Below are 22267 nucleotides of genomic sequence, written 5' to 3' on the forward strand. Positions count from 1 at the left end.
ACTCAGCGGCGCAGTGCCGTGGGAATCTTCGCCCTTTAGGGCGGAGAGGAGGTCAATCGATGGCACTGGCGATTACAGACGTCGGTGGAACGATGCCCGAACCCGACCGAACCTACACAGTCTGAACACCGCCAGATGTACTGTGACAAATTTTAACATAGAGTAGGGGCAACCTTCCGATAGATGGCCCCTGCAAGCATGCCACCGACGACGGAGGCCAGGGAGGTGTTCAGGTCGCTCGGCTACACGATCTCCGGTGGGGAGACGACGTTCGTCGCCGAGCGAAAGTGGCGCCGCGTTCACGTGGTTCCGCTCGACGCGGACGACGCGAAGGAACCGGAACATGTACTCACAGACGGCGGCGAGGACGGCGCCCGACTTCGGTGTTATGTGACCTGGAAACGCGCGGCCCCCGACCTCCGGGAGTTCCTGCTCGGGTTGAAACCCCCGTACGATTGGGCAGTCATCGGTGTCGACAGGGAGGGTGACTTCGAAGTGATGCAGGGCGCACCGAACAGCCCCTGAGAGTTCCAACCGGCGGCCGTTCGTCGAGGGGAGGGGTCTCCTCTCGCAGAAACAACACGTCATTTTAATATCTCTCCACGAGTAGGAGCCATCGCCATGGTTTACAAGAAAATCACGCTGATCGGGAAAAGTGACGAGAGCTTCGACGCTGCTGCTGACGACGCCATCGATCGGGCGAAAGACACCCTAGAAAACGTCTACTGGGCCGAAGTAAAGGAGTTCGGCGTCGAAATTGCGAGTGTCGAAGACAGGCAGTACCAGGCTGAAGTCGAAGTCGCGTTCGAACTGGAAGACTGATCGATTGCCTCGAGGTCGAGTCGCAACGACCTTGCCGTTTTCTTCCGTACCCTCCTGCATGAGCGTCTCCGCACTCGCCCGGCAGCTTCGTCAGGAGGCGACCAGGGCAAACGAGCGGCGCCTCCTGGTGATCGCGGGCGACCGCGACGCTGGATTCGACGCCGCATTCGACGCGATCGTAGGCTCCGTCGGCGACGACAGCGTGGACGCGTCCGTTACCGTCGTCTCGTCTCGGTCGGGGTTCCGGTTCGAACGTTACCCCCCGGAAAACGCCGACGAGCTACTCGGACAAACGCGAACCGCAGTCCTGCTCGACTGCCATGAGGAATTCACTCCGAACGTGGTCGGGCAACTCGCGGGCGTCGTAGACGGCGGTGGACTGTTTGTCCTGTTGACGCCGCCGCTTGACGACTGGCCGGAGCGCAGGGACGCGTTCGACGAATCGATGGCAGTGCCACCGTTCGAAGTCGACCAGGTTGGCGGTCGGTTCCGGTCCAGACTCGTCTCCACGCTCCGGGAGCATCCGGGTGTCGGAATCGTCGACGTTGGCGCCGGTGTCGAGGAGGAGACCCGAATCGTTCGCGAGGGGACGACTGATCCCCCGGAGGCACCCATCCGCCGCAAACCGGAGCGCCCTTCGGGGGCGACGTTTCCGGATCCGGTCTACGACCGGTGTCTGACCGGCGATCAGGCACGGGCCGTCGGGGCGTTCGAGCGACTCCGGGATCCCGGACACGCCGTCGTGCTGGAGGCCGACCGGGGGAGAGGGAAATCCAGCGCGGCCGGGCTTGCCGCCGGGGCGCTCGCGGCAACGGGTCTGGACGTGCTGGTTACGGCACCCACGAGGGAGTACGCCGGGGAACTGTTCGCGCGGGCCGGGACGATCGTCGACGACCTGGGAGCCACCACGAGCGAGATCCGGTTTGCTCTCCCCGCCGAGGCTGTCTGCTTGCCGGGTGAGCCGGACGTCGTGTTCGTCGACGAGGCGGCCGCGCTGCCGGTGCGCACGCTGGAACGCCTGCTCGAAGCGCCAGCAGTCGGCTTCTGCACCACCGTCCACGGCTACGAGGGCTCCGGACGCGGGTTTTCGGTCCGGTTCCGCGACCGCCTCGCGGAGTCCGAGTTCCGGGTCACGGAGCTTTCCATGCGGGAACCGATCCGGTATGCCGCCGGCGATCCAGTCGAGTCGTGGGCGTTCCGGGCGCTGTTGCTCGACGCCAGCCCGGCGGTGGAACCGGCCATCGCGGACGCCGCTCCCGAGACCTGCACCTATCGGGAGCTCTCTCCCGAGGAACTCGCCGCCGACGAACACCTCCTGGGCGAGGCGTTCGGGCTGCTCGTGACCGCCCACTACCGGACGGAGCCGAACGACCTCGCCCGGCTCCTCGACGCGCCGAACCTGTCGGTCCACGCGCTGTTGTCGGGCGGCCACGTGGCGTCTGTGGCGCTTGTCGCCCGGGAGGGCGGGCTCTGTGAGGCGACCCGTCTGCGGACGTACCTGGGTGAACGGATCCGCGGAAACATGCTGCCGGACGTGTTGACCAGCCAGCTCCGGGATCCCGATGCGGGTGCCCCGACGGGCTACCGGATCGCCCGGATCGCGACCCACCACGCTGTCCGATCTCGAGGGCTCGGTTCCCGACTGCTCGAGGAGCTCCGAAATGGGATCGGCTCCAAGGAAGGGATCGAGTATCTCGGCGTCGGCTACGGCGCGACGCCGGAACTGCTCGGGTTCTGGACGGACAACGGCTACGGAACCGTCCACGTCTCGACGACGAGAAACGACTCGAGCGGGGAGTACTCCGTGCTCATGTTGAACCCGACCGGACAGACTGGCCAGGAGCTTGCGGCGCGTCACGCGGCGTACTTCCGGGATCGGATGCGGGATCTCCTCTCGGATACGCTCGCCGATCTGGATCCCGACGTCGCCCGACTCGCGATCGGTGCCTGCCCTGCTGATCCGGAGATCGCGGCCGATCGGTTGTCGGATCGCGACTGGCGCGTAGTCGCGAGCGCCGCCTACGGGCCGGGGATGTACACCGCCGCCCCGGGAGCGTTCCGCGAGCTCGCGATGGCGGGACTGCTCGCGTCGCACCCGGAGGACAAACCGGGCTGCGAGGACGTCCGGAGCCTTTCCCCCGACGAACAACGGCTACTGGTTCGGAAAGTCCTCCAGGGGGCACCCGCAGAATCGGTCGCAGAGGAACTGGGATACCACTCCCGCGGGGAGTGTCTCCGAGCGCTCGGACGGGCGTACCGACCCCTCGTCGAGCGATACGGCGGCGTCACCGCCCGCGATGAACGGGGGCGATACGAATGATAGAGATCGCGCTGCTCGTCGCGGTCGTGCTCCTGATTGCGGGCGTCGTCGGTAGCGTCGTCCCGCTGGTTCCCTCGGGGCTGTTCTCGCTTGCGGGCGTGCTCGTCTACTGGCTGTTCGGCAGCGAGCCCATCGGCCCGCTTTTGCTTTTCAGTCTCCTCGCGGTCGCGCTGTTCGCAGCGGTCGTCGAACAGTTCGGCGGCGCGATCGCGGCGAAAGCCACCGGCGCGTCGAACCGGACGACGATCGCCGCAATCGTCGCGGGGCTGTTGCTGTTTTTCGTCGCGGGCCCGGTCGGGATCGTGGTCGGGATCGTCGCCGTGGTTTTCGTTGCCGAACTGCTCGAGGACGTCCCGCCCGAGATCGCGTTCCGGCGGGCGATGTATACGCTCGCCGGAATCCTGGCTTCGACGGGAGTGCAGTTACTGTTGACGCTGTCGGTGCTCGCCGGATTCGTCGTTTTCGTGGTTCTGCTTTGAGCAAACCCGCGGTCTCGCCTCGTGGAAGTGAGCGCACCACCCGACACGGAAACGGTGGGTGTTAGTACTTCGGCTCCGCGCCGGTCGTCTCGTAGATCCTATCCATGATTTCGTCACGCCGGCTCTGCCACTCCGTGAAGCCGCCCGGCGAGGAGGGGTACCGCTCGTACTCGTCGATGAGTTCGTCGGCGAGCGACTTCGTCTCGTAGAAGTTCCATATCTGGCCCCAGTAGCCGAAGCTCTTGACTGCGGTTTTCAGCTTGAGCCCGAGCCCCACCGACGTCGTCCCGGAGTAAAGCGCCTCGGCGAGCTTTTCGCCGGGCAGCGCCGCGAGAAGCCCCATCAGGTCGTCGACGTCGACCGCCGTCGAGAGGATGTTGTACACGTCGAGGCCCGCGTACCGACCGCCGAAGTGATCCATCACCCGCTGGTTGTACTCCCACAGCGCAGCCTCCGAGACGTCCTCGTCCGTGATCGCCTTGACCGCCTGCTCTGCGGCGTACTTGCCGGCGTAGGCGGCGCCGGCGATCCCCCCACCCGTCGTTGGATTGACGTGGGCAGCTGCGTCCCCGACCGCCATGAACCCGGGCGCGACCGCCGAGTCGTACGGGCGCCGCGTTGGAAGCGCCGCGCCGAGTTTGTCTTTCACTGTGGCACCGGAAAACTCCGGACGGGTGCGCAGATCGCGTTGGAGGTCCCGAACCAGTTTCATCGGTTCCTCGTTCATCTGAAAGCCCAGGCCGGCGTTGATCTCCGTCTCGGTCCGGGGGAAGTACCACAGGTAGCCCGCCGCGCGTTCGGTCGGCTTGAACACCAGCGCGTCGTTCCACTCGACGGGTTCAGGGACCTCCACGATCTCGCGGTACGCGGAGCTGAACTGGGAAAACGAGACGTTCGTGTCGAACGTCGCCCCCGAGAGGTCGGCCGTGTCCTGCAGGATCGACAGCGACCCCGCGCCGTCGATCACCACGTCCGCGTCGTACTCGACGACATCGCCGCGCTTTTTCCCCCGAACCCCGGTGACGCGTCCCTCGTCGGTCTGTGTCACGTCCGCGACGACCGTGTCGTAATCGATCTGGACACCGGCGTCTGTAGCGCCCTCGATGATTCGCTTGCCGTACTCCCATCGGTCGATCACCGCCAGCTCGCCCGGAACGGGAATCTCGAGCACCGTGTCCTCCTGTGGGATCTCGAACCGGCCGTGATCGACCTCGGGGTTGGTAATCGCCGGCTCCAGTTTCGATTTCGGGATCGCCTCCGGAAACGCGTCTGCCCCCTTGAGGGCGTCCCCGCAGGCGATGTGTCCCGCCTCCGACTCGTCTTTTCGCTCTACGATACAGACGTCTAGTCCCTCGCGAGCGGCCGTGGCGGCGGCGTAACAGCCGCCCGTCCCCGCGCCGACTACGACCACGTCGTACTCCTGGGCGGTCATTGCATGTTGTGACTGCCGGGGAAGCAAAACTCTTTATGCCGAATTCTGTCCTCCTCAGGGCGTCACACATCCCGAGTCGGGTCTTTCGAGTTCGTCGGTTACTGGGCGGTGTCGACTGCCGACTCGATCTTTCCGCGAGCCCGATCGACGAGGTCGTCGACGTCGTCGCTTTCGGCGTACAGTCGGACGTACGGCTCGGTCCCGCTGGGACGGACGAGCAGCCACGAGTCATCGGGGAACGACAGCCGGATCCCGTGTTCGGTGGAGACGTCCGCCTCGGGGAACGCCGCCGGAAGCGTCTCGGAGAGGCGTTCCATCGCGTCGACTTTCCGGTCGTCGGGACAGTCGACGCTCACCTTCCGGTAGGGTCGTGCGGACACCGGCTCCCGGAGGGTGTCCAGGCTCTCGCGGGCGACCAGACACGACGTCACGGCCGCGCTGGCGACGCCGTCGATCCACCTGCCGAACGCGGTGTGGATGTGTTTCCACGGCTCGGCGGCGAAGACGACGTCCCCACCGTTGGCCTCGATGCCGGCGATCCCCTCGTGGAGGGCACCCAACCTGACGCGCTCGACGCGGCCGCCGGCCGTCCGAACGCGCTCGTCGATCCGGCTCGAGGCGTTCGGCGTCGTCACCACCACCGGATCGGTCGTTTCAGGTCTCCGGCCGCCGGCAGCAGACTGACGGACGTATTCCTCGGCCAGAATCGCCAGGACGGTGTCCTCGTGGATCACTTCGCCGTCGGTGTCGACGAGAACGATCCGGTCGGCGTCGCCGTCGTGACCGATTCCGAACGGGACATCGTCTGCGTCGGCGAGGAACCGGCGCAGGTCGGACAGCGACTCCGGTGTGGGTTTGCTCTCTCGGCCGGGGAAGTGGCCGTCGACGTTTCCATTGAGGGTGAGAACGGAGGCACCGAGCTCGCGCAACACCGGAGGCGTGGCGAGCGACGCCATCCCGTTGCCGCAGTCGACGGCGATGCGCATCCCCGCAAGCGGCGGATCGTCATCGGGTTCGATCCCGGCAATCGTCGACGCGTACTCGACGACTGCCCGCCGGTACGCCGGAAGCACGCTCGTCGTTTCGGCTTCCGTCCAGGCGTCCCACGCTGCCGGTGCGGTCCCCTTCGCGATCGCTTCCTCGATCGCCGTTTCCAGTTCGCGGGGGAACTCGCTGCCGTCCGAAAACAGTTTGATGCCGTTGTCGTGTGGTGGGTTGTGGGAGGCGGTGAGCATCACACCGCGGCGCCCCCGCGAGGCGAACGCGAGCGCCGGGGTGGGAAGCTGTCCGGCCCGAACGGGACGAACCCCGGTCGATGCCACCCCGGCCTCCATCGCCGCCGCGAGCGCCGGTCCGGTGTCCCTGCCGTCCCGGGCAATCACTACCTCGGGAGCCCCGTCCGGTTCCTCTCTCCTTCCGTGCTCCGTCCGGGAGTCCTGTTCTCCGATGCCCGTTCCAAGCGCCTGCCCGACGGCCAGTGCGAGGCGGGGCGTCACTCGTGTGCGCGCATCCCCCCGAATTCCCGCGGTCCCGAACAGATCCATACGCAGGCATCGAACGCGGGAAACCTGAGTCCGTCGGTTCAAACACCTATAAGTGAGTCAAGGGGAGAGGGTATCGTATGGGCGAGCACACACGAGCGCACGTGTACGTCTCGGGGAACGTACAGGGGGTGTTCTACCGGGCGAACACGCGCGACACGGCGACGGAACTCGGCGTCGACGGCTGGGTTCGGAACTTGAAGGACGGCCGCGTCGAGGCCGTCTTCGAGGGTCCCGAACCGAAGGTCCGGGAAATCGTCGACTGGTGTCACGAGGGGAGCCCCGCCGCCGACGTCTCGGCTGTCGACGTCGAGTACGAACAGCCGAAGGGACTGGACGGGTTCGAGGTCCGGTGGTGACATCGTGACAACCAACTACGTCCTCGTTCACGTGTTCGCGTATCCGTGGTTCTTCGTCGGCACTGTGGGTGCCGCGGTGCTTTCGTACGGCGGGTACATGCTCCTCCAAGGGACGTTCTTCAGTGGAGAGTCGGTCACCGGCGAACCGCTCATGATCGCGCTGTTTGGACTCATCGGCGGGCTGATTCTCATGATTTTCGGCTGGACGAAGGCCGCACGGCTCGCGTTTGAATTCTGACCCCGCGGGCCGACAGTCACGGAAGCGAAAAAACGACGCGGCAGTTGCCGATCAGGCGAACAGGACCGCCGCGACCGCCTGCGCCGTTTCGATGACTGGACCGATCCCCGGCAGCAGGAGCACGGTCGCCACGGCAGCGAACATCAGCGCCGCGTAGATCCCGGTCGGACGGGAGCTGACCGCATCGAGACTGCTTCCGGTCGGATCGTCGATCCACAGTGCCTTCACCACGCGGCTGTAGAAGTACAACGACAGCGCGCTGTTTACCGCGCCGACCGCCGCGAGGTAGACGAAGCCGTTCTGGATCGCACCCGCGAACAGGAAGTACTTCGAGAAGAACCCGCCAAAGGGCGGCAGTCCCGCAAGCGAGAACATGAACACCGTCATCGCGACGCTGGCCATCGGCGCCTTGCGCGCGAGGCCGGCGTAGTCGTCGTAGGTCCGCCCGACGCCCCAGTACTCGACCATAGCGACGAACAGGAACGCGCCCGTGTTCATGAACCCGTAGACGAGCAGGTGGGCCATCGCCGCGCCCATCACGTCCGCGTTGTGGGGGCCGCCGGCGGAAAGCGCCGCGAGTCCGATCAACGCATAGCCCGCGTGCCCGACCGACGAGTACGCGAGCATCCGTTTGACGTTCTCCTGGACGGCCGCCGCGAAGTTACCGACGGTCATCGTCAGCACCGCCAGGATCGCGAACGCGAGCGCCCAGTCGACGTTGATCGCGACGGCTGTCGCAAGCGGGAACGCCTCCACGAACACCCGGAACGCCACGACGAAGCCGGCGGCCTTCGAGGCCGACGAGAGGAACGCGCTCACCGGCGCGGGTGCCCCCTCGTACGCCTCCGGCGCCCAGAAGTGGAACGGAACGGAGGCGGTCTTGAACGCGAATCCAGCAAGCACCATCACGATACCGATGCCCGCGACGCCGGCCAACCCGTCTACGTCAGCGAGGCCGGCGGCGACCTCCGTCAGCAGCAGCGAGCCAGTCGCCGCGTACACCAGCGAGATCCCGAACGCGAAGATCGCAGACGAGACGGCGCCGATGAGGAAGTACTTCGTCCCGGCTTCGATGCTTCCCTTGTCACTCTTGAGGAACGCGACGAGCGCGTACGACGGCAGCGACGCCAGTTCGAGGGAGACGAACACCGTTGCCAGCGAGTTCGAGACGGCCATCAACGCCATCCCGGAGGTCGCAAACAGCACGAGCGAGTAGAACTCGGCGGTGTTGTCGACGTCCTCGAGGTAGTTGAAGCTCGCCACGACGACCATCGCCGCGACGGAAGCGAAGATGGCGGTGAAGAACAGCGCCATCCCGTCGACGACGATCGCGTCCCTGAAGAACGTCACCGCGCCGCCGTTTACGGCCTCGCCGGCGACCAAGTACCACACCGAAAACGCCAGTGCCACGAGCGCGCCGGCGGCGGAAATCCCGGCGAACAACCCGTTGGACGGCTCGTCGGGCCGGATCGCGTCGACTGTCAACAGCAGAAGTGCCGTCAGGATCAACACGATCGGCGGTGCGAGCGCGAACCACTCCGAGGCCGCCATCACCGATTCGGGTGCCACCATTACAGTCCACCCCCGTTCTCGACGAGCGGCATAACTGCGTCCCTAATCATCTCGAAGAACAGGTCCGGGACGACCCCGAGCACGATGATCGCCGCCAGCAGCGCCGCAAGCGGGAGCACGTCGTGAACCGGGGCACGCCCGACATCGTAGTCGGCTTCCAGCCTGTACGGCCCGAACAGCGTCTTCTGCATCGCAAACAGCAGGTAGCCCGCGACGATGACGATGCCGAACATCGCCACCGCGGTGAAGACGGGCATCAGTCCGGCGGCGGCCGGCGAACCGAACGAGCCCACGAAGATGAAGAACTCGCCGGCGAAGCCGGCCATCAGCGGCAGGCCCATGTACGCGAACGCGCCGGCGACGAGGATCCACACCGCGATCGGCATCCTATCCGCCATCCCGGACATGTCCGTCACCATCCGGGTGTGGGTCGCGTTGTACACGACGCCGACCGCCATGAACATCAGCCCCGAGATGAGGCCGTGAGCGATCATCTGGAACGTCGCGCCACCGAGTCCGTACTCGGTAAAGGCGACGAGGCCGAGGATGACATAGCCCATCGACGACACCGACGAGTAGGCGACGATCCGCTTGAGGTCCTGCTGGGCCAGCGCGAGCATCGCACCGTAGATCACACTGAGCACGGCGATGATCGCGATCGGCACCGCGAGCGCGGACGCCTGCTCGGGCAGCATCGTGAAGTTGAACCGGAGCAGGGCGTAGGTCCCCATCTTCAACAGGACGCCCGCCAGCATCACCGACACCGGCGTGGGCGCCTCGACGTGGGCGTCCGGCAGCCAGGTGTGCAGCGGGACGACCGGGACCTTCACCGCGAACCCGAAGAACATCGCGACGAACGCCGCCGTGAGCAGCGTCGACGGCGCGAGCCCGAGGATCGGGTCGATCTGTCCCGCCGCGATCGCCGCTGTCGTTTCGGGGAGGCCGAACGTTTCGACCGGCAGGGAGAACACAAGCGCCATGTAGCCGATGAACATCACCAACGACGCCACGTTCGTGTACACGAAGAACTTGATCGCGGCGTACTTCCGACGCGGGCCGCCCCACACGCCGATGAGGAAGTACATCGGCAGCAGCACCGCCTCCCAGAAGACGAACCACAGGAAGAAGTCGAGCGCGACGAACACGCCCAGCAGGTTCGCCTCCATGAACAGCATGAGCCCGTAAAACTGGCTTTGCCGTTCGTCGATCGGCGTCCAGGCGCTCACGATCGAAAGCGTCGTGAGGAAGGTCGTCAACACGACCAGCGGCAGGCTGATCCCGTCGAGTCCGACGAACCACTGGATCTCATAGCCCGCGAATTCGAGCCACGCGGCCTGCGTCTCGAACGCGAGTGTTCCGTCGGTGAGCGCGTTGCCCGCGGCGTCGAACGCCTGCCACAGCAGCAAGCTACCCACAAGCGGGATCAGGCTCAACACGAACGCCAATTTCCCAGCGTATTCGTCGGGCGACAACAGCACGACGAACGCCGCAAGGAACGTCACGGCGAGTAGCGCTTCGAGCATCACAGGAACCACCCCCCTGCGATCCCGAGGATCACGATCAACGCCACGAGACCGAGCGTGAGAAGCGCCGCGTAGTTGGTCACCACGCCGGTCTGGAGCCGCCTAACGCGGCTCCCGGCTGCGAGGCTGACCGAAGAGATTCCGTTCACGACGCCGTCGACGACGCCCTGGTCGAACCGATCCGCGGCGCCCGCGATGTCTGCCGTTCTGTTCGCCAGCCAGACCTGATATTCGTCCTGGTAGTAGTTGTTGTACACCACGTCTTTGACCGTTCCGAGTTTCTCCGTGTGTTCGGTCGGCTCGGGAACGTTGTAGAGCCGCCAGGCGACGAGGAGCCCGAGCACAGCCAGACCGAGCGACACGCCGGCCGCGACGATCACCGTCACCTCCGGCGAGTCGGCGATCATCCCGGGAGAGAAGGCGATGAGGTCGTTGTAATGCGAGTAGCTCACAGCCGGGAACCCGGAGTCGAGCCACTGCGTGAGGTAATCCAGCTGGATCCCGGTGAGCTTCTGGACCGGCACCATGTTGACGAAGCCGGCGACGACAGCCAGCACGCCCAGCACGACGAGCGGGAACTTCACGTTCCAGCGAACGCCGTGGGGATCCTCGGCGATGTCGGTTCGCGGTTCGCCGTGGAAGGTGAGAAACACCATCCGGAAGGTGTAGAAGGCGGTCACCGGGACGGCCAGCAGCCCCATGACGTACGCACCGAGCAGGAGCGGCTCGTTCAGGCCGTGGACGAACGCCTCGTAGAGCACTTCGTCCTTCGACCAGAAGCCAGCGAACGGGAAGATACCCGCGAGCGCGAGCGAACCGGCGAGGAACGTCCAGTAGGTTACCGGCATCCGGTCTTTCAGACCGCCCATGTCCCACATGTTCTCGTTGTGGTGCATCGCGATGATCACCGACCCGGCGCCGAGGAACAAAAGCGCCTTGAAGAACGCGTGGGTCATCAGGTGGAAGGTTGCGGCCACGTAGGAGCCGACACCCAGCGCGAGCATCATATACCCGTACTGGGAGATCGTCGAGTAGGCGAGCACCTGCTTGAGTTCGTCCTTGACGACGCCCATGGTCGCCGCGAACAGCGCGGTGAACCCGCCGATGAAGGCGATAATCGCGAGCGTCGTCGGCGTGACGGCGTAGAAGCCGTACATCCGCGCGACGAGGTAGACGCCGGCGGCGACCATCGTCGCGGCGTGGATCAGCGCCGAAACCGGCGTGGGGCCCTCCATCGCGTCGGGCAGCCAGGTGTGAAGCGGGAACTGCGCTGACTTGCCGACGACCCCGCCGAGCACGAGCAGGCCGAGGATCGTCAGCCAGGTCTCGACGCCCAGATCCCCGGGCGTCCAGATCGTCGCTTCGCCCTGCATCGCGAGGTCGGCCAGTTCCGGGAACGACCCCGCGCCCGCGAACTGGGCGGTGCCGAACGTCGCGAAGACGGCGACCACGCCGATCAGGAAGAAGTAATCGCCAAACCGGGTGACGAGGAACGCCTTCTTCGCGGCGCTTGGCGGGCCTGCCTCGCGGAACCAGAAGCCGATGAGGAGATACGAACACAGCCCCACCAGCTCGAAGAACATGAACGCCATCAGCAGGTTGTCCGCCACGACGAACCCGAGCATCGATGCCGAGAACAGCCCGAGTCCGGCGTAGTACCGCGGGAGGTCGCGTTCCCCCTCGTCGTTCATGTATCCGAGACTGAACACGTGGACGAGGAACGCGATCAACGACACGATGACGAGCATCAGCGCCGACAGCGGATCGATCAAGATTCCGAACGTGAGTTCGTAGGTGTCGGCTGCAGCCCATGTGTACAGCGTCTCGTCTATCGGGTCTGCCCCCAGAGCAATGGACGCGGCCACCCAGATCGATAGGAGGAGGGATCCACCGGTCGCGACGATCCCGGCGAACGCCCCTTTCTTCGGCAGCAGTCGCCCAGCGAACACGCTGATGACGAACGCCGCGAACGGCAACAACACGATCGCCGGCACGTAGTCGAATGCAGCCATGAATTTACCACCTCATCGTTGCGGCCTTGGTCACGTCCAGTTCACCGAAGTTGCGATACAGTACGAGGATGATTCCCAGTCCGACGGCGACCTCCGCTGCCGCGAGCGCGATCACGAACAGCGTGAACGTCTGTCCGGTCATGTTCCCCCAGTACAGGGAAAAGGCGACGAAGTTGATGGCTGCCGCGTTCAACATCAGCTCCACGGACATCAGGAAGTACAGCGCGTTTCGCCGGGTCAAAACGCCGAACAGCCCGATAGAGAACACCGCCGCCGCAAGGAACAGATAATATTCCGGCGGGACCATCAGCGGTCACCCCCATCGGAAGCACCGCCATCGGCGGCCGCCGCGGATCCGCCGGCAGGCGCAGCGTCCGAATCGTCGTCGGAGCCGCCGAATCCTGTCTCGAACCGTCCGCCTTCCTCGCGCTTTGCGAGAAAGATCGCCGAGTCGATCGCGACGTCGAGCAAGACTGCGATGATCAGAAACGCCGCGAGGAATCCCTCTGCGGGAATTTCGCCCAGTTCGAGATCGAACAGGGCGTATCCGAGGTTCATCACGATCGACTCGCCTTCGGGGAAGCCCGCTGCGGGTCCGAACGGTGCAGTCACGAAGACGATCGCCATCACGACGAACAGTGCGACTGCGGCCAACCCCGGCAGCAACCGGTTCCGTCCTGTCATGTCGTTGCCACCTCCGTTTCGTTGCGCGTAAGCATCACGGCGAACGTGATGAGCACCAGAACCCCGCCGACGTACACGAGGATCTGGATCGCTGCGAGGAACTCCGCCTGCAGCATCACGTAATGCACCGCGACGCTGATCAGCGCGCCGCCCAGCATCAACACGGCGTTGAACACGTTCCGTGCGAGGACGACGCCCAGGCTGAACCCCACTGTCACCAGGGCGAACAGCGCGAACGCGACTAGTTCATATACCATTGTGTTAAGTGTGCTTGAGGTATCCCTTTGAAGATTACGAGTCCGATCGCCGCTGTCATCGTCCGAGAATCGGGCCGCGGCTGCGGCGGCCGTCGTTCCCGGTGGGCGGGTCGGTCCCGTACTCTTACTGGTAGTCGATCTCCCCGTCCCCTTCGCCCACCCAGGCGCTCCGATCGGGTTCGCGCGCCTCGAGCGGGTCGATCTCCTTGTACCAGGGAACGTTTTTCAGCTGCTCTTTGTTGTAGGCGAACTCGTGTTTGCCGTCCGCGGTAAACTCGAAGTTCTGGGTGAGCAGGATCGCGTCGGTCGGACAGACTTCCTCACACAACCGACAGTAGATGCACTGTCCGATGTGGAGGTTGTACTGTTCGCCGTTCCGCTGGTCGTCCATCACGATCTGGATCGTGTCGTTCGGACAGACGTTCTCGCACTGGCGGCACCAGATACACCGCTCCTGGCTGTACTTGTGGACCCCGCGGAACCGCGGGCTCACTTCCGGCTCTTCCTCCGGATATTTCACCGTGAACTTCTTGCCGTCCAGCGCGTGCTTCATCGTCACCGCCATCGATTTGAGTAGTCCGATCATATCAGACGATCACCCCCACGATAACCGCAGTCAACACGAGGTTGGCGAGCGCGAGGACGAGCAGTCCCTTCCAGCCGATCTCGATCAGTTGGTCGATCCGGACCCGCGGGATCGCGGACCGGAGCCACTGGGTCAAGAGGAAGAACGCCCAGATCTTGATGATGAACCAGACGAACCCGGGCAGGACCGGACCGGCCGGCCCGCCCAGGAAGACCGTCGCCAGGATCGCACCGCCGAGGAAGATGTGCAGGAACTCCCCCAGATAGAACAGCACGAAGTAGACGCTGGAGTACTCGGTCTGGTAGCCGGCGACGATCTCGGTCGGTGCCTCCGGGATGTCGAAAGGGTTCCGACCGATCTCAGCCATGCTCGCCGTCAGGAACAGCACGAACGCGAACGGGTTGACGATCGCGTACCACGCCGGGATCTCGAAGCCGGCGATCGTGAACAGCGCGGTCTGTTGTGCGGCAACGATTTCGCCGAGTTGAAGCGTTCCTGCGAAGATCACCACCGACATCGCCGCCAGGATCAACGGAATCTCGTAGGCGATGTTCTGGGCGACCGCCCGCAGCGATCCGAGAAGCGAGTACTTGTTGTTCGATGCGTACCCGCCCATCACGAGCGATATCGACGCGATGGACGCGAACGCGAAGACTAAGACCAGACCGACTTCCGGATCGGCGAGGTGGATGTTGAACGGTCCGAGATCACCCATCGGGATGACCGCGAAGCCGAGGATCGCCGACGCCGGCAGGATCAACGGGGCGAGATCGTACGAGGGTCGTTCGACGCCGTCCGGAATGATGAGTTCCTTCGACAGCAGCCGGACCGAGTCGACGATGATCGTACCGAGCCCCCACGGACCGACACGTTCGACCGAGAACCGATCGGTGAACGCGGCGGTGATCTTCCGTTTCGCCCACGGGCCGGCGAGGGCGGTCATGCTCAGCATGACGACGGCGACGAACACCGCGCCGATTACGCCGCCAACGACCTGGCCGAGCAGACCCTCCAGCCCGAGCACGTTTGCGATCTGTTCTGGGAACAGCTGGAGGGGCGTCACCGGTCCACCTCCCCGAGCACGATGTCGAGGCTACCCAGCGACGCGACCATGTCCGGGATGTACTCCCCGTTCGACATCTCCGGCAGCGTCTGCAGGTTGGAGAAACACGGGCTGCGGATCTTGAATCGCGCGGGCTTGTCGGTTCCGTCCGAGCGGATGTAGATCCCGAGTTCGCCTTTGGCACCCTCGACTGCCCGGTAGATCTCCTTGTCTTCGTCGGGGCGCAACGTCCGGGGGACGTTCGCCTGAATGTTGCGTTCGTCCTCGGGCCAGTCTTCGAGCAGGTCGACACACTGCTCGATGATCTTCGCGGACTCTTCGACTTCCTTCATGCGAACGAGCACGCGGCTGTAGTTGTCACAGCCGTCCATCGTGATGACGTCCCAGTCGAGTTCGTCGTAGTAGCCGTACGGGTCGTCCCGGCGGAGGTCGTAATCGACGCCGGAGCCGCGAACGATCGGTCCGGTGGCCCCGTAGTTTTTCGCCACCTCCGGCGGCAGCACGCCGGTGTCGATCGTCCGCATCTGGAAGATCTCGTTGCTGGTGACGAGGTCGTTGAACTCCTGAATCGCAACCGGAAGCTCGTCGAGGAAGTCCCTCGTCATCGAGAAAAACTCCTCGCGGGGCTCCGGGATGTCCCAGACGACCCCGCCCAGCCGGAAGTAGTTGAACATCAACCGCTGGCCGGTGAGTTCCTCGAGGATGTTCTGGACCTTCTCGCGCTCCTTGACGGCGTACATGAAGATCGCCGTGAAGTCGCCGTACACGTCGAGGCCGAACGTCCCGAGCGCCAGCATGTGCGCGGCGATCCGGGTGAGCTCCGCACTCATCGTCCGGAGCACCTGCGCGTACTCGGGCACTTCGATGTCCGCGAGGTCCTCGGCCGCCCGCGCGTACGCCCACTCGTTCAGGATGCCGCCGGGGGTGTAGTCCCAGCGGTCCGGGTAGGGCATGATCTGGTGGCGGTAGGTGCCCTGTTGACACATCTGCTCTTCACACCGGTGGAGGTAGCCGATGTCACACTCGACGTCGGCCACCTGCTCGCCGTCGAGCACGCACTTGAGGTGAAGCACCCCGTGGGTCGCCGGGTGATGCGGGCCGATGTTCAAAAACATCGTGTCCGACTCGGCGTCCTTGTGATCTTCCTGTAGCGGATTTGCGTGTTCCCGCAGCGGGACGATCTGGGGCTGGTTGCCGTCGTAGTCCATCGATAACGGATGCCCCTGCCACGTCTCCGGGAGGAGAATCCGCCTGAGGTCGGGGTGGTCGTCGTACTCGATGCCGACGAGGTCGTACGCCTCCCGCTCGTGCCAGTCGGCCGTCCGGAACACCGGTTCGGCAGATTCCGAAACGGGTCGGTCCTTGTCGGCGGGAACGACCACGTCGACTTCCTGGGTGGGATCGTCGAACTTCTTCAGATGATAGATCGACTCGTACCGGTCCTGGTACTCCTGGGCGGTCACACACGAGAGGTGGTCGAAGCCGGCCTCCTCCTTGAGCAGCGAGAGCGTGTCCTGGACGTCGTCCGGACGGATCACGAACCCGGGAGCGTTGACGTGGTCGTCGCGTTCGAGAACCAGATCACCCAAAAGCGACTCCAGCTCGTCGGGCTCCTGCTCCGCGACGGTCTGCGGTTCGGTTTCTGTCGTCTGTTTTTCCATGCTCATGGCGAATCAGCCCAGTTGTAGCGCATCACCAGATCGTCCTCGTCGATCTGTTCGGCCAGCTTGTCGACGATCTCGTCCCGTTCGAGATCGCCGAACTGCTCGAGCTCGTACGGTTTCACCGTGACGGGACTCGACTCGCCGTTCGCGATGCGTTCCTGCAACTTCGCGATCGCGTAGATGAGCGCCTCGGGCCGCGGCGGACAGCCGGGGATGTGGATGTCGACCGGAATGACCTCCTCGGCACCTTTGACGACGTTGTACCCCTCCTGGAAGGGACCGCCCGAGATGGTACACGATCCCATCCCGACGACGAACTTCGGTTCGGGCATCTGGTCGTACACGCGCTTCATCCGGGGGGCGAACTTCGACACCACCGTCCCGGGGACGATGATCACGTCGGCCTGCCTCGGGGAGGCGCGGGGGACGCCCGCGTGAAAGCGGTCGAGGTCGTGTTTGACCGCGTACGTGTGCATCATCTCGATGCTGCAGCAGGCGATCCCGAACTGCAGCATGAACATCGACGACCCGCGCGCCCAGTTCATGAACTTGTCGAACTTCGTGAGAATAAACGGCGAGGAACCGAGCGCGTCCCGAAGCGGGGAGTTGAATCGGTTGTCCTGACCCGTCATCCGGGCGTCTCGGGTGTCCGTCTGTACCTTCGATTCGTCGGCGACGAACGGTTTTCGTTCCGTGCTCATTGTGCATCACGCTCCGTCTTCCGTCTGGTCGCCCGCGGCGATTTCACCCACTGTACCGCGCCGATGCGCCACGCCCACACGAGACCGATGACCAGGATGCCGACGAAAATCAACATCGGGGCGAGCAGCTGCATCGCCGGGACGCCCTGCTCCAGTGCCGGACGATACACCAGCACCCACGGGAACAGCAGGACCGTCTCGATGTCGAACACGACGAAAAGCAGCGCAACCATGTAGTACTGGATGTTGAATCGCAGCCTCGCCGTGCCGGTCGGCACCTCACCGCTCTCGTATATGGCGGTTTTACCTTGTTCGGGCACACTCGGTCGGATCAGGGCGGATATCACCATCATCGACAGGCCGATGGCGAATCCGACGACCGCGAGCGCGCCAATCGCTATCCAGCTCATTAGGGGAGTTCTCCGTAACGCTCGGGGGTTGGATGCCCCAATATATAAGGGTTGATTCTTAGTCGAGAACCCGTTTAAGTCACCGTGCGAAACCGACACACGGCAGTCTGTCGTCGGTCAGTCGTGCCGGAAACACCGCCGCCCGGTGAACGCCATCGCCATGTCGTTGTCGTCGGCGGCCTCGATCACGTCTGCGTCGTTGACGGAGCCTCCCGGCTGGATCACCGCGCCGACACCGGCGTCGGCGGCGTCCTCGATCCCGTCGGGGAACGGGAAGAACGCGTCCGAGGCCATCACCGCACCTTCGGCGGACTTCCCGTCTGCGTCCGTTTCGGCTTTCATTGCGGCGATGTTCACCGCGTCGACGCGGCTGACCTGCCCGACACCGAGCCCGACCGTCTCCGTGCCGGTCGCGAAGACGATTCCGTTCGATTTGACGTGTTTGAGCGTCTTCCAGGCGAACAGCATCGTCTCGATCTCCTCGTCGGTCGGCTCCCGCTCGGTGACGACTTCGAGGTCGTCGACCGTCGGCGCCCACTCGTCCCGTTGCTGGAGGAGACGTCCGCCGACGATCGGCTTTTCGGCCATCGGCGGTCGATCCGCGTCGCCACTGGTGTCTCCCCCGGTCGATCGCTCGCCGAACGGGCCGACCTCGAGCACCCGAAGATCCGACCGATCGCCCAGCACCTCGACTGCCCCGTCGGTGTAGCCGGGTGCGACGACGACCTCCTTGAAGGAATCGACGATCCGCTCTGCGGTCTCGACGTCACAGGTCCGGTTGAGGGAGACGACCCCCCCGAACGCGGACTTCGCGTCCGTTCGCAACGCGCGATCGTATGCGTCTGCAAGCGTATCGGCGGTCGCACAGCCGGCCGGATTGGCGTGTTTGATCACGGCTGCGGCCGGCTCGTCGAACTCCCGGACGAGCAGCAACGCGGCGTCGGCGTCGTTGTAGTTGTTGTACGACAGCGCCTTCGCCCCCTCGTTGAGTTGCCTGGCTCCCACTACGTTCGGCTCCTCGCAGGTCGGATCCGCGTAGACGGCCGACTCCTGGTGGGGGTTTTCTCCGTACCGCAGCGTCCGGACGCGGTCGCTGGACGCGAGCCGGCGTTCCGGGAACGCGTGGTCGGCGTCACCGCCGACGTGGACGTCGGTCGGCCGTCCCTCCTCGTCGCGCTCGAGGGTTACGCGGTTCTCGGCGAACCACCGCACTGCTCGCGGATACGCCACGTATTCGGCGCGTTCGAGCACCCGTCGTTTCAGCGACGCCTCGTCGTCGTCCCCGTACACGGGCACCGGTTCCTGTGTCACGATCGGCCCGCCGTCCACTTCCTCGGTCACGACGTGTACCGTGCAGCCGGAGGTGCGGACGCCGGCTTTGAGGACTTCTTCGTGGGCGTTTGCTCCCGGAAACGCGGGCAGAAGTGACGGATGGACGTTCAGCGTCGTCGGCGCACGGTCCAGAAACTCGTCGGTCAACACCCGCATGTAGCCGTCGAGACACACCAGATCGAAGTCGTACGGTTCGAGACGCTCGAGCAACCGTCGCTCGTGGGACGCCCGCGACTCGTCGCCCTCTCGCTCGATCACTTCCGTCGGGATCCCGCGCTCGGAGGCCGCCTCAACCACGGGCGCACCGTCGTGGTTCGTGGCCACGACGGCGAACTCGGCCCCGCCGGGCGCGATCTCGTCGATCCGAAGCAGGTTCCGTCCCCGATTGCTCGCCAGTCCAGCGAGTTTCACCATGTGTGGTCCCTCCCTGCGACGGCGGAAAACCGTTCCGGTCAATCCACTCGACTCTCGGATATCTATCCATGTTCTCGGGTATATTTCCGTGTTTATCGACGTTTCCGCGGGGGTATATGCACGCCCGTGGCCAGCCCGTGCCGTCCGCACCGACAGCCTTTTGCGCGTTCCGAGGGCACGAGCGGGCATGACCAGAGACTCCGTTCCGTCGACGTGGGAAACGGGTGCGCCCTCTGACCTTTCGCGATCGGATCCGCTCGCAGCCGTCTCTCCACTCGACGGACGCTACGCGGACCACACCGCAGCACTTTCGCCGTACGCGAGCGAGGCGGGATTGATGCGGGCCCGGGTGCACGTCGAGGCGGCGTATCTGCTCGCGCTGGCCGACCTCGAGGCCGTCCCGCTTTCTGTTTCCCGCGACGACCGGGCAGTGATCCGAGACGTCGTCGAGTCGTTCGACGCCGAAGACGCCGACCTCGTCAAGCGCCTGGAAACGGAGGGAGCACACGGATACGAGAGAACGAACCACGACGTGAAAGCGATCGAGTACTTCCTCCGGATACGGTTGGGGACTTCCGGCGGTATCGACGACACCGAACGGCTGTTCCCGTGGATCCACTTCGGACTGACAAGCGAGGACGTCAACAACCTGGCTCATCGGTTGCTCGTCCGCGATGCCGTCGAGGAGGTGCTGTTGCCGGCGGCTCGCGAAGTCCGGGACCGACTGACGTCGATGGCACGGGAGCACCGGAACGTTCCGATGCTCGCCCGCACGCACGGTCAACCTGCAACGCCGACCACGTTCGGCAAAGAGATGGCCGTCTACGCGGCGCGGGTCCGCACTGCCGAGGCTCGCCTGGTCGCAGCTGTCGACGGCCTCGCCGGGAAGCTCGCCGGGGCGTCGGGGACCTACGCCGCACACCACGCGGCCTACCCGGACGTGGACTGGCGGGCGTTCTCGCGGTCGTTCGTCGAATCGCTCGGGCTCGAACACCGACCGCTCGCGACTCAGGTGAACCCCTGTGACGACCTGGCTGAACTGTTCGACGCGCTGCGGGGCGTCAACAACGTTCTGCGGGACCTGGCGCTCGACGCCTGGCTGTACATCTCCGATCGGTATCTCGGCCAGGAGACCGCCGAGGGTGAGACTGGATCCTCCACGATGCCCCACAAGGTGAACCCGATCGACTTCGAGAACGCGGAAGGTAACCTCTCGAAGGCGAACAGCGATCTCGCGTTCCTCGCGGACTACGTGACCACGTCCCGGCTCCAGCGCGATCTCTCGGACTCGACGGTGAAACGGAACGTCGGTGCCGCCCTGGCGCACTGTCTGGTCGCCTACTCGAAACTCGCGAACGGGCTCGAGAAAGTGACGCCCAACGAGCAGGTGATGCGCGAGGAACTCGAGGCAACTCCCGAAGTGATCGGCGAGGCGGTCCAGACGATCCTGCGGCGGGAGGGAGACACCGACGCGTACGAACGGGTGAAACAGCTCACACGCGGTCAGCGGGTAACTCTCGAGGCGTTCAGGGAGTTGTTCGCCGAGCTCGACGTCGACGAGTCGGTACGTACGGAGCTGCAGGAGCTGACACCTGTCGGATACACGGGGCTGGCTGACGAACTCGTCGACGAACTCGAGTGACCTGTCCGGATCCGTCGCCCGCGCTCCGGAGTAGTGATCATCTCCGTCCGAGTAGCTCCCTGACAGCGATCGAAAGCGCCGTGGCCGCCTGCCTGACCGACGTGACACTGACGTACTCCCGGTCGGCGTGAGCCACGGGACCCGTCTCGTCGGCGAGGCTCCCCGGCCCGAAGACGACGGTCGGTGCGGGCGCGAAGTAGGACGCCTCCGTCGCGGCGGCGAACGGACGGACGTCGCCGCAGTCGTCGTCGCCCGTGGCGGCGGTAGCGGCAGCTTCCGAGAGCGTTTTCACCAGTTCGTGATCGGGGTCGGTGGCGAACGACTCGAGAAACGGCGACGGGCGATCCGTGAGTGCGAACGAGACGCCGACGTTGTCCGGAACTTCCTCGCGGACGGCGGCCTCCAGCGCGGTCCGGAACTCGTCTGCCGTCTCCGGCGGGATCGGACGGCGGTCGACGACGAGCCGACACGACGCAGGAACCTGGTTCGTCGACTCTCCACCCTCGACGGTCGTCGGCACGAGCGAGGGTGCACCCAGTTGCGGATGTGGGTTCGCGCCATCGTCGAACCGCCTGATCGCGGTCAGGGTCCCCTCCAGCGCCGCCACCGCGTTGACCCCGCTTTCGGGTTCGGCGGCGTGGGCCCCCACGCCGTCGAGATCGATCGTCCCCTGAAACCGCCCCTTTGCGGCGGTACAGACGTCGAGTTCGGTCGGCTCGCCGACGACGTACATGTCACCCGAAAGCGCGTCGTCGGTGCCCGGAAGGCGGCCCGTGAGCGCGGCCGCACCGGTCGATAGAGTCTCCTCGTCGGGGGTGACCGCCAGGGTGAGTCGGCCGGTTTCCGGCCGGGCCGAGAGGAACGCCGAAACCATCGCCGCGAGCGGTCCCTTGGCGTCGCAGGCGCCGCGGCCGCGGATCACCTCGCTTTTGTCGCCGTCGGTCCCGCTTTGATCGCGTTCGAAGGGAACGTGTGGCGACACGGTGTCGAGGTGGGTGTTGAAAACCAGGTGTGGGCCGGCCGCAGGTGCCGTCGACTCGGTTCGGGCGAGCGTGTTCCCGTGGTCGTCGACGGTTACCTGGACGGAGGGATCGGCGTGGCGTCGAATGGTTTCCACGAGGAACTCCCTGACGTCTTCGACGTCCTCGTTCGACGGGTGTTGTACTGCCGTCTCGAGGAACGCGATCGGATCGAACTCCGGGTGTTCACTCACGGA

General features: G+C 65.0%; 22 protein-coding genes. 7 read left to right on the forward strand and 15 right to left on the reverse strand.

Annotated elements, in window-relative coordinates; all coding sequences use genetic code 11:
- Window positions 1-183 precede the first annotated feature (183 nt).
- The 4 genes from AArcSl_RS10755 to AArcSl_RS10770 all read left to right on the forward strand — a co-directional run bounded on the left by AArcSl_RS10755 (window position 184) and on the right by AArcSl_RS10770 (window position 3621).
- Entirely contained in the window at window positions 184-525 is a 342-nt protein-coding gene (locus tag AArcSl_RS10755; protein WP_119818874.1) for a DUF7116 family protein, read from the forward strand.
- Window positions 526-621: 96 nt separating this feature from the next.
- Window positions 622-822: a dodecin gene (locus tag AArcSl_RS10760; protein WP_119818877.1), complete on the forward strand. Its 201-nt coding sequence runs from the start codon at window positions 622-624 to the stop codon at window positions 820-822.
- Window positions 823-880: 58 nt separating this feature from the next.
- On the forward strand, window positions 881-3142 hold the full coding sequence (gene tmcA / locus AArcSl_RS10765; protein ID WP_119818880.1) for a tRNA(Met) cytidine acetyltransferase TmcA: 2262 nt from the start codon (window positions 881-883) through the stop codon (window positions 3140-3142).
- Window positions 3139-3621: a DUF456 domain-containing protein gene (locus AArcSl_RS10770; RefSeq protein WP_217563442.1), complete on the forward strand. Its 483-nt coding sequence runs from the start codon at window positions 3139-3141 to the stop codon at window positions 3619-3621. The genes tmcA and AArcSl_RS10770 overlap by 4 nt, the downstream gene beginning before the upstream one ends.
- Window positions 3622-3682: 61 nt before the next feature.
- Here the strand turns inward: AArcSl_RS10770 and AArcSl_RS10775 are convergent, their stop codons facing one another.
- Complete coding sequence (locus AArcSl_RS10775; protein WP_119818884.1) at window positions 3683-5053, reverse strand: geranylgeranyl reductase family protein; 1371 nt, start codon at window positions 5051-5053, stop codon at window positions 3683-3685.
- A 98-nt stretch (window positions 5054-5151) separates the two neighbouring features.
- On the reverse strand, window positions 5152-6597 hold the full coding sequence (locus AArcSl_RS10780; RefSeq protein WP_119818888.1) for a phosphohexomutase domain-containing protein: 1446 nt from the start codon (window positions 6595-6597) through the stop codon (window positions 5152-5154).
- Between the two features lie 77 nt (window positions 6598-6674).
- Here AArcSl_RS10780 and AArcSl_RS10785 point away from each other — a divergent pair, with 77 nt between their 5' ends.
- Together AArcSl_RS10785 and AArcSl_RS10790 are read left to right on the forward strand one after the other, a co-directional pair.
- Window positions 6675-6953, forward strand: a complete 279-nt coding sequence (locus AArcSl_RS10785; RefSeq protein ID WP_119818891.1) for an acylphosphatase — start codon at window positions 6675-6677, stop codon at window positions 6951-6953.
- A gap of 4 nt (window positions 6954-6957) precedes the next feature.
- Window positions 6958-7191 carry a hypothetical protein gene (locus tag AArcSl_RS10790; RefSeq protein WP_119818894.1) on the forward strand — a complete coding sequence of 78 codons (234 nt, stop codon included), beginning with the start codon at window positions 6958-6960 and terminating at the stop codon, window positions 7189-7191.
- A 51-nt stretch (window positions 7192-7242) separates the two neighbouring features.
- On the opposite strand, the gene AArcSl_RS10795 is transcribed toward AArcSl_RS10790, so the two are convergent.
- From AArcSl_RS10795 to purN, 12 genes are all read right to left on the reverse strand, one after another.
- Window positions 7243-8763: an NADH-quinone oxidoreductase subunit N gene (locus AArcSl_RS10795; RefSeq protein ID WP_119818897.1), complete on the reverse strand. Its 1521-nt coding sequence runs from the start codon at window positions 8761-8763 to the stop codon at window positions 7243-7245.
- Window positions 8763-10286, reverse strand: a complete 1524-nt coding sequence (locus tag AArcSl_RS10800; protein ID WP_119818900.1) for a complex I subunit 4 family protein — start codon at window positions 10284-10286, stop codon at window positions 8763-8765. The genes AArcSl_RS10795 and AArcSl_RS10800 overlap by 1 nt, the downstream gene beginning before the upstream one ends.
- Window positions 10286-12298 carry an NADH-quinone oxidoreductase subunit L gene (gene nuoL, locus AArcSl_RS10805; protein ID WP_119818903.1) on the reverse strand — a complete coding sequence of 671 codons (2013 nt, stop codon included), beginning with the start codon at window positions 12296-12298 and terminating at the stop codon, window positions 10286-10288. The genes AArcSl_RS10800 and nuoL overlap by 1 nt, the downstream gene beginning before the upstream one ends.
- 4 nt (window positions 12299-12302) lie before the next feature.
- Window positions 12303-12605: an NADH-quinone oxidoreductase subunit NuoK gene (nuoK, locus tag AArcSl_RS10810; protein WP_119818906.1), complete on the reverse strand. Its 303-nt coding sequence runs from the start codon at window positions 12603-12605 to the stop codon at window positions 12303-12305.
- The gene (locus tag AArcSl_RS10815) at window positions 12605-12982 is read right to left on the reverse strand and encodes a proton-conducting membrane transporter (protein ID WP_119818909.1); all 378 of its coding nucleotides are present in this window, start codon (window positions 12980-12982) and stop codon (window positions 12605-12607) included. The genes nuoK and AArcSl_RS10815 overlap by 1 nt, the downstream gene beginning before the upstream one ends.
- Window positions 12979-13239 carry an NADH-quinone oxidoreductase subunit J gene (locus AArcSl_RS10820; protein ID WP_119818911.1) on the reverse strand — a complete coding sequence of 87 codons (261 nt, stop codon included), beginning with the start codon at window positions 13237-13239 and terminating at the stop codon, window positions 12979-12981. Before AArcSl_RS10820 ends, AArcSl_RS10815 begins: the two co-directional genes overlap by 4 nt.
- A 124-nt stretch (window positions 13240-13363) precedes the next feature.
- Entirely contained in the window at window positions 13364-13825 is a 462-nt protein-coding gene (locus AArcSl_RS10825; RefSeq protein WP_119818914.1) for a NuoI/complex I 23 kDa subunit family protein, read from the reverse strand.
- Between the two features lies 1 nt (window position 13826).
- Window positions 13827-14888 carry a complex I subunit 1/NuoH family protein gene (locus AArcSl_RS10830; RefSeq protein ID WP_119818917.1) on the reverse strand — a complete coding sequence of 354 codons (1062 nt, stop codon included), beginning with the start codon at window positions 14886-14888 and terminating at the stop codon, window positions 13827-13829.
- Window positions 14885-16555 (reverse strand): NADH-quinone oxidoreductase subunit D, encoded by a 1671-nt coding sequence (locus tag AArcSl_RS10835; protein WP_119818920.1) that lies wholly within the window; start codon window positions 16553-16555, stop codon window positions 14885-14887. Before AArcSl_RS10835 ends, AArcSl_RS10830 begins: the two co-directional genes overlap by 4 nt.
- Window positions 16552-17253, reverse strand: a complete 702-nt coding sequence (locus AArcSl_RS10840; RefSeq protein WP_119818923.1) for an NADH-quinone oxidoreductase subunit B — start codon at window positions 17251-17253, stop codon at window positions 16552-16554. Before AArcSl_RS10840 ends, AArcSl_RS10835 begins: the two co-directional genes overlap by 4 nt.
- Window positions 17250-17663 carry an NADH-quinone oxidoreductase subunit A gene (locus AArcSl_RS10845; RefSeq protein WP_119818926.1) on the reverse strand — a complete coding sequence of 138 codons (414 nt, stop codon included), beginning with the start codon at window positions 17661-17663 and terminating at the stop codon, window positions 17250-17252. The genes AArcSl_RS10840 and AArcSl_RS10845 overlap by 4 nt, the downstream gene beginning before the upstream one ends.
- A 117-nt stretch (window positions 17664-17780) precedes the next feature.
- Window positions 17781-19409, reverse strand: coding sequence for a phosphoribosylglycinamide formyltransferase (gene purN, locus AArcSl_RS10850; protein ID WP_119818929.1), 1629 nt, complete (start codon window positions 19407-19409; stop codon window positions 17781-17783).
- A 187-nt stretch (window positions 19410-19596) separates the two neighbouring features.
- On the opposite strand from purN, the gene purB reads away from it, so the two are divergent.
- A complete protein-coding gene (gene purB, locus AArcSl_RS10855) occupies window positions 19597-21051 on the forward strand; it encodes an adenylosuccinate lyase (protein WP_119818932.1) in 1455 nt (484 codons plus the stop codon).
- Between the two features lie 37 nt (window positions 21052-21088).
- Here the strand turns inward: purB and AArcSl_RS10860 are convergent, their stop codons facing one another.
- Window positions 21089-22264 (reverse strand): M20 family metallopeptidase, encoded by a 1176-nt coding sequence (locus tag AArcSl_RS10860; RefSeq protein WP_119818935.1) that lies wholly within the window; start codon window positions 22262-22264, stop codon window positions 21089-21091.
- Window positions 22265-22267 lie beyond the last annotated feature (3 nt).

Origin of the sequence: Halalkaliarchaeum desulfuricum, from assembly GCF_002952775.1 — an archaeon.
Lineage (GTDB): Archaea > Halobacteriota > Halobacteria > Halobacteriales > Haloferacaceae > Halalkaliarchaeum > Halalkaliarchaeum desulfuricum.

Excerpts from the sequence above, each read along its gene's own strand:
- AArcSl_RS10755 (WP_119818874.1), top strand. The coding sequence starts at position 184 with ATGGCCCCTGCAAGCATGCCACCGACGACGGAGGCCAGGGAGGTGTTC.
- AArcSl_RS10760 (WP_119818877.1), top strand. The coding sequence starts at position 622 with ATGGTTTACAAGAAAATCACGCTGATCGGGAAAAGTGACGAGAGCTTC.
- tmcA (WP_119818880.1), top strand. The coding sequence starts at position 881 with ATGAGCGTCTCCGCACTCGCCCGGCAGCTTCGTCAGGAGGCGACCAGG.
- AArcSl_RS10770 (WP_217563442.1), top strand. The coding sequence starts at position 3,139 with ATGATAGAGATCGCGCTGCTCGTCGCGGTCGTGCTCCTGATTGCGGGC.
- AArcSl_RS10775 (WP_119818884.1), bottom strand. The coding sequence starts at position 5,053 with ATGACCGCCCAGGAGTACGACGTGGTCGTAGTCGGCGCGGGGACGGGC.
- AArcSl_RS10780 (WP_119818888.1), bottom strand. The coding sequence starts at position 6,597 with ATGGATCTGTTCGGGACCGCGGGAATTCGGGGGGATGCGCGCACACGA.
- AArcSl_RS10785 (WP_119818891.1), top strand. The coding sequence starts at position 6,675 with ATGGGCGAGCACACACGAGCGCACGTGTACGTCTCGGGGAACGTACAG.
- AArcSl_RS10795 (WP_119818897.1), bottom strand. The coding sequence starts at position 8,763 with ATGGTGGCACCCGAATCGGTGATGGCGGCCTCGGAGTGGTTCGCGCTC.
- AArcSl_RS10800 (WP_119818900.1), bottom strand. The coding sequence starts at position 10,286 with ATGCTCGAAGCGCTACTCGCCGTGACGTTCCTTGCGGCGTTCGTCGTG.
- nuoL (WP_119818903.1), bottom strand. The coding sequence starts at position 12,298 with ATGGCTGCATTCGACTACGTGCCGGCGATCGTGTTGTTGCCGTTCGCG.
- nuoK (WP_119818906.1), bottom strand. The coding sequence starts at position 12,605 with ATGGTCCCGCCGGAATATTATCTGTTCCTTGCGGCGGCGGTGTTCTCT.
- AArcSl_RS10815 (WP_119818909.1), bottom strand. The coding sequence starts at position 12,982 with ATGACAGGACGGAACCGGTTGCTGCCGGGGTTGGCCGCAGTCGCACTG.
- AArcSl_RS10820 (WP_119818911.1), bottom strand. The coding sequence starts at position 13,239 with ATGGTATATGAACTAGTCGCGTTCGCGCTGTTCGCCCTGGTGACAGTG.
- AArcSl_RS10825 (WP_119818914.1), bottom strand. The coding sequence starts at position 13,825 with ATGATCGGACTACTCAAATCGATGGCGGTGACGATGAAGCACGCGCTG.
- AArcSl_RS10835 (WP_119818920.1), bottom strand. The coding sequence starts at position 16,555 with ATGAGCATGGAAAAACAGACGACAGAAACCGAACCGCAGACCGTCGCG.
- AArcSl_RS10840 (WP_119818923.1), bottom strand. The coding sequence starts at position 17,253 with ATGAGCACGGAACGAAAACCGTTCGTCGCCGACGAATCGAAGGTACAG.
- AArcSl_RS10845 (WP_119818926.1), bottom strand. The coding sequence starts at position 17,663 with ATGAGCTGGATAGCGATTGGCGCGCTCGCGGTCGTCGGATTCGCCATC.
- purN (WP_119818929.1), bottom strand. The coding sequence starts at position 19,409 with ATGGTGAAACTCGCTGGACTGGCGAGCAATCGGGGACGGAACCTGCTT.
- purB (WP_119818932.1), top strand. The coding sequence starts at position 19,597 with ATGACCAGAGACTCCGTTCCGTCGACGTGGGAAACGGGTGCGCCCTCT.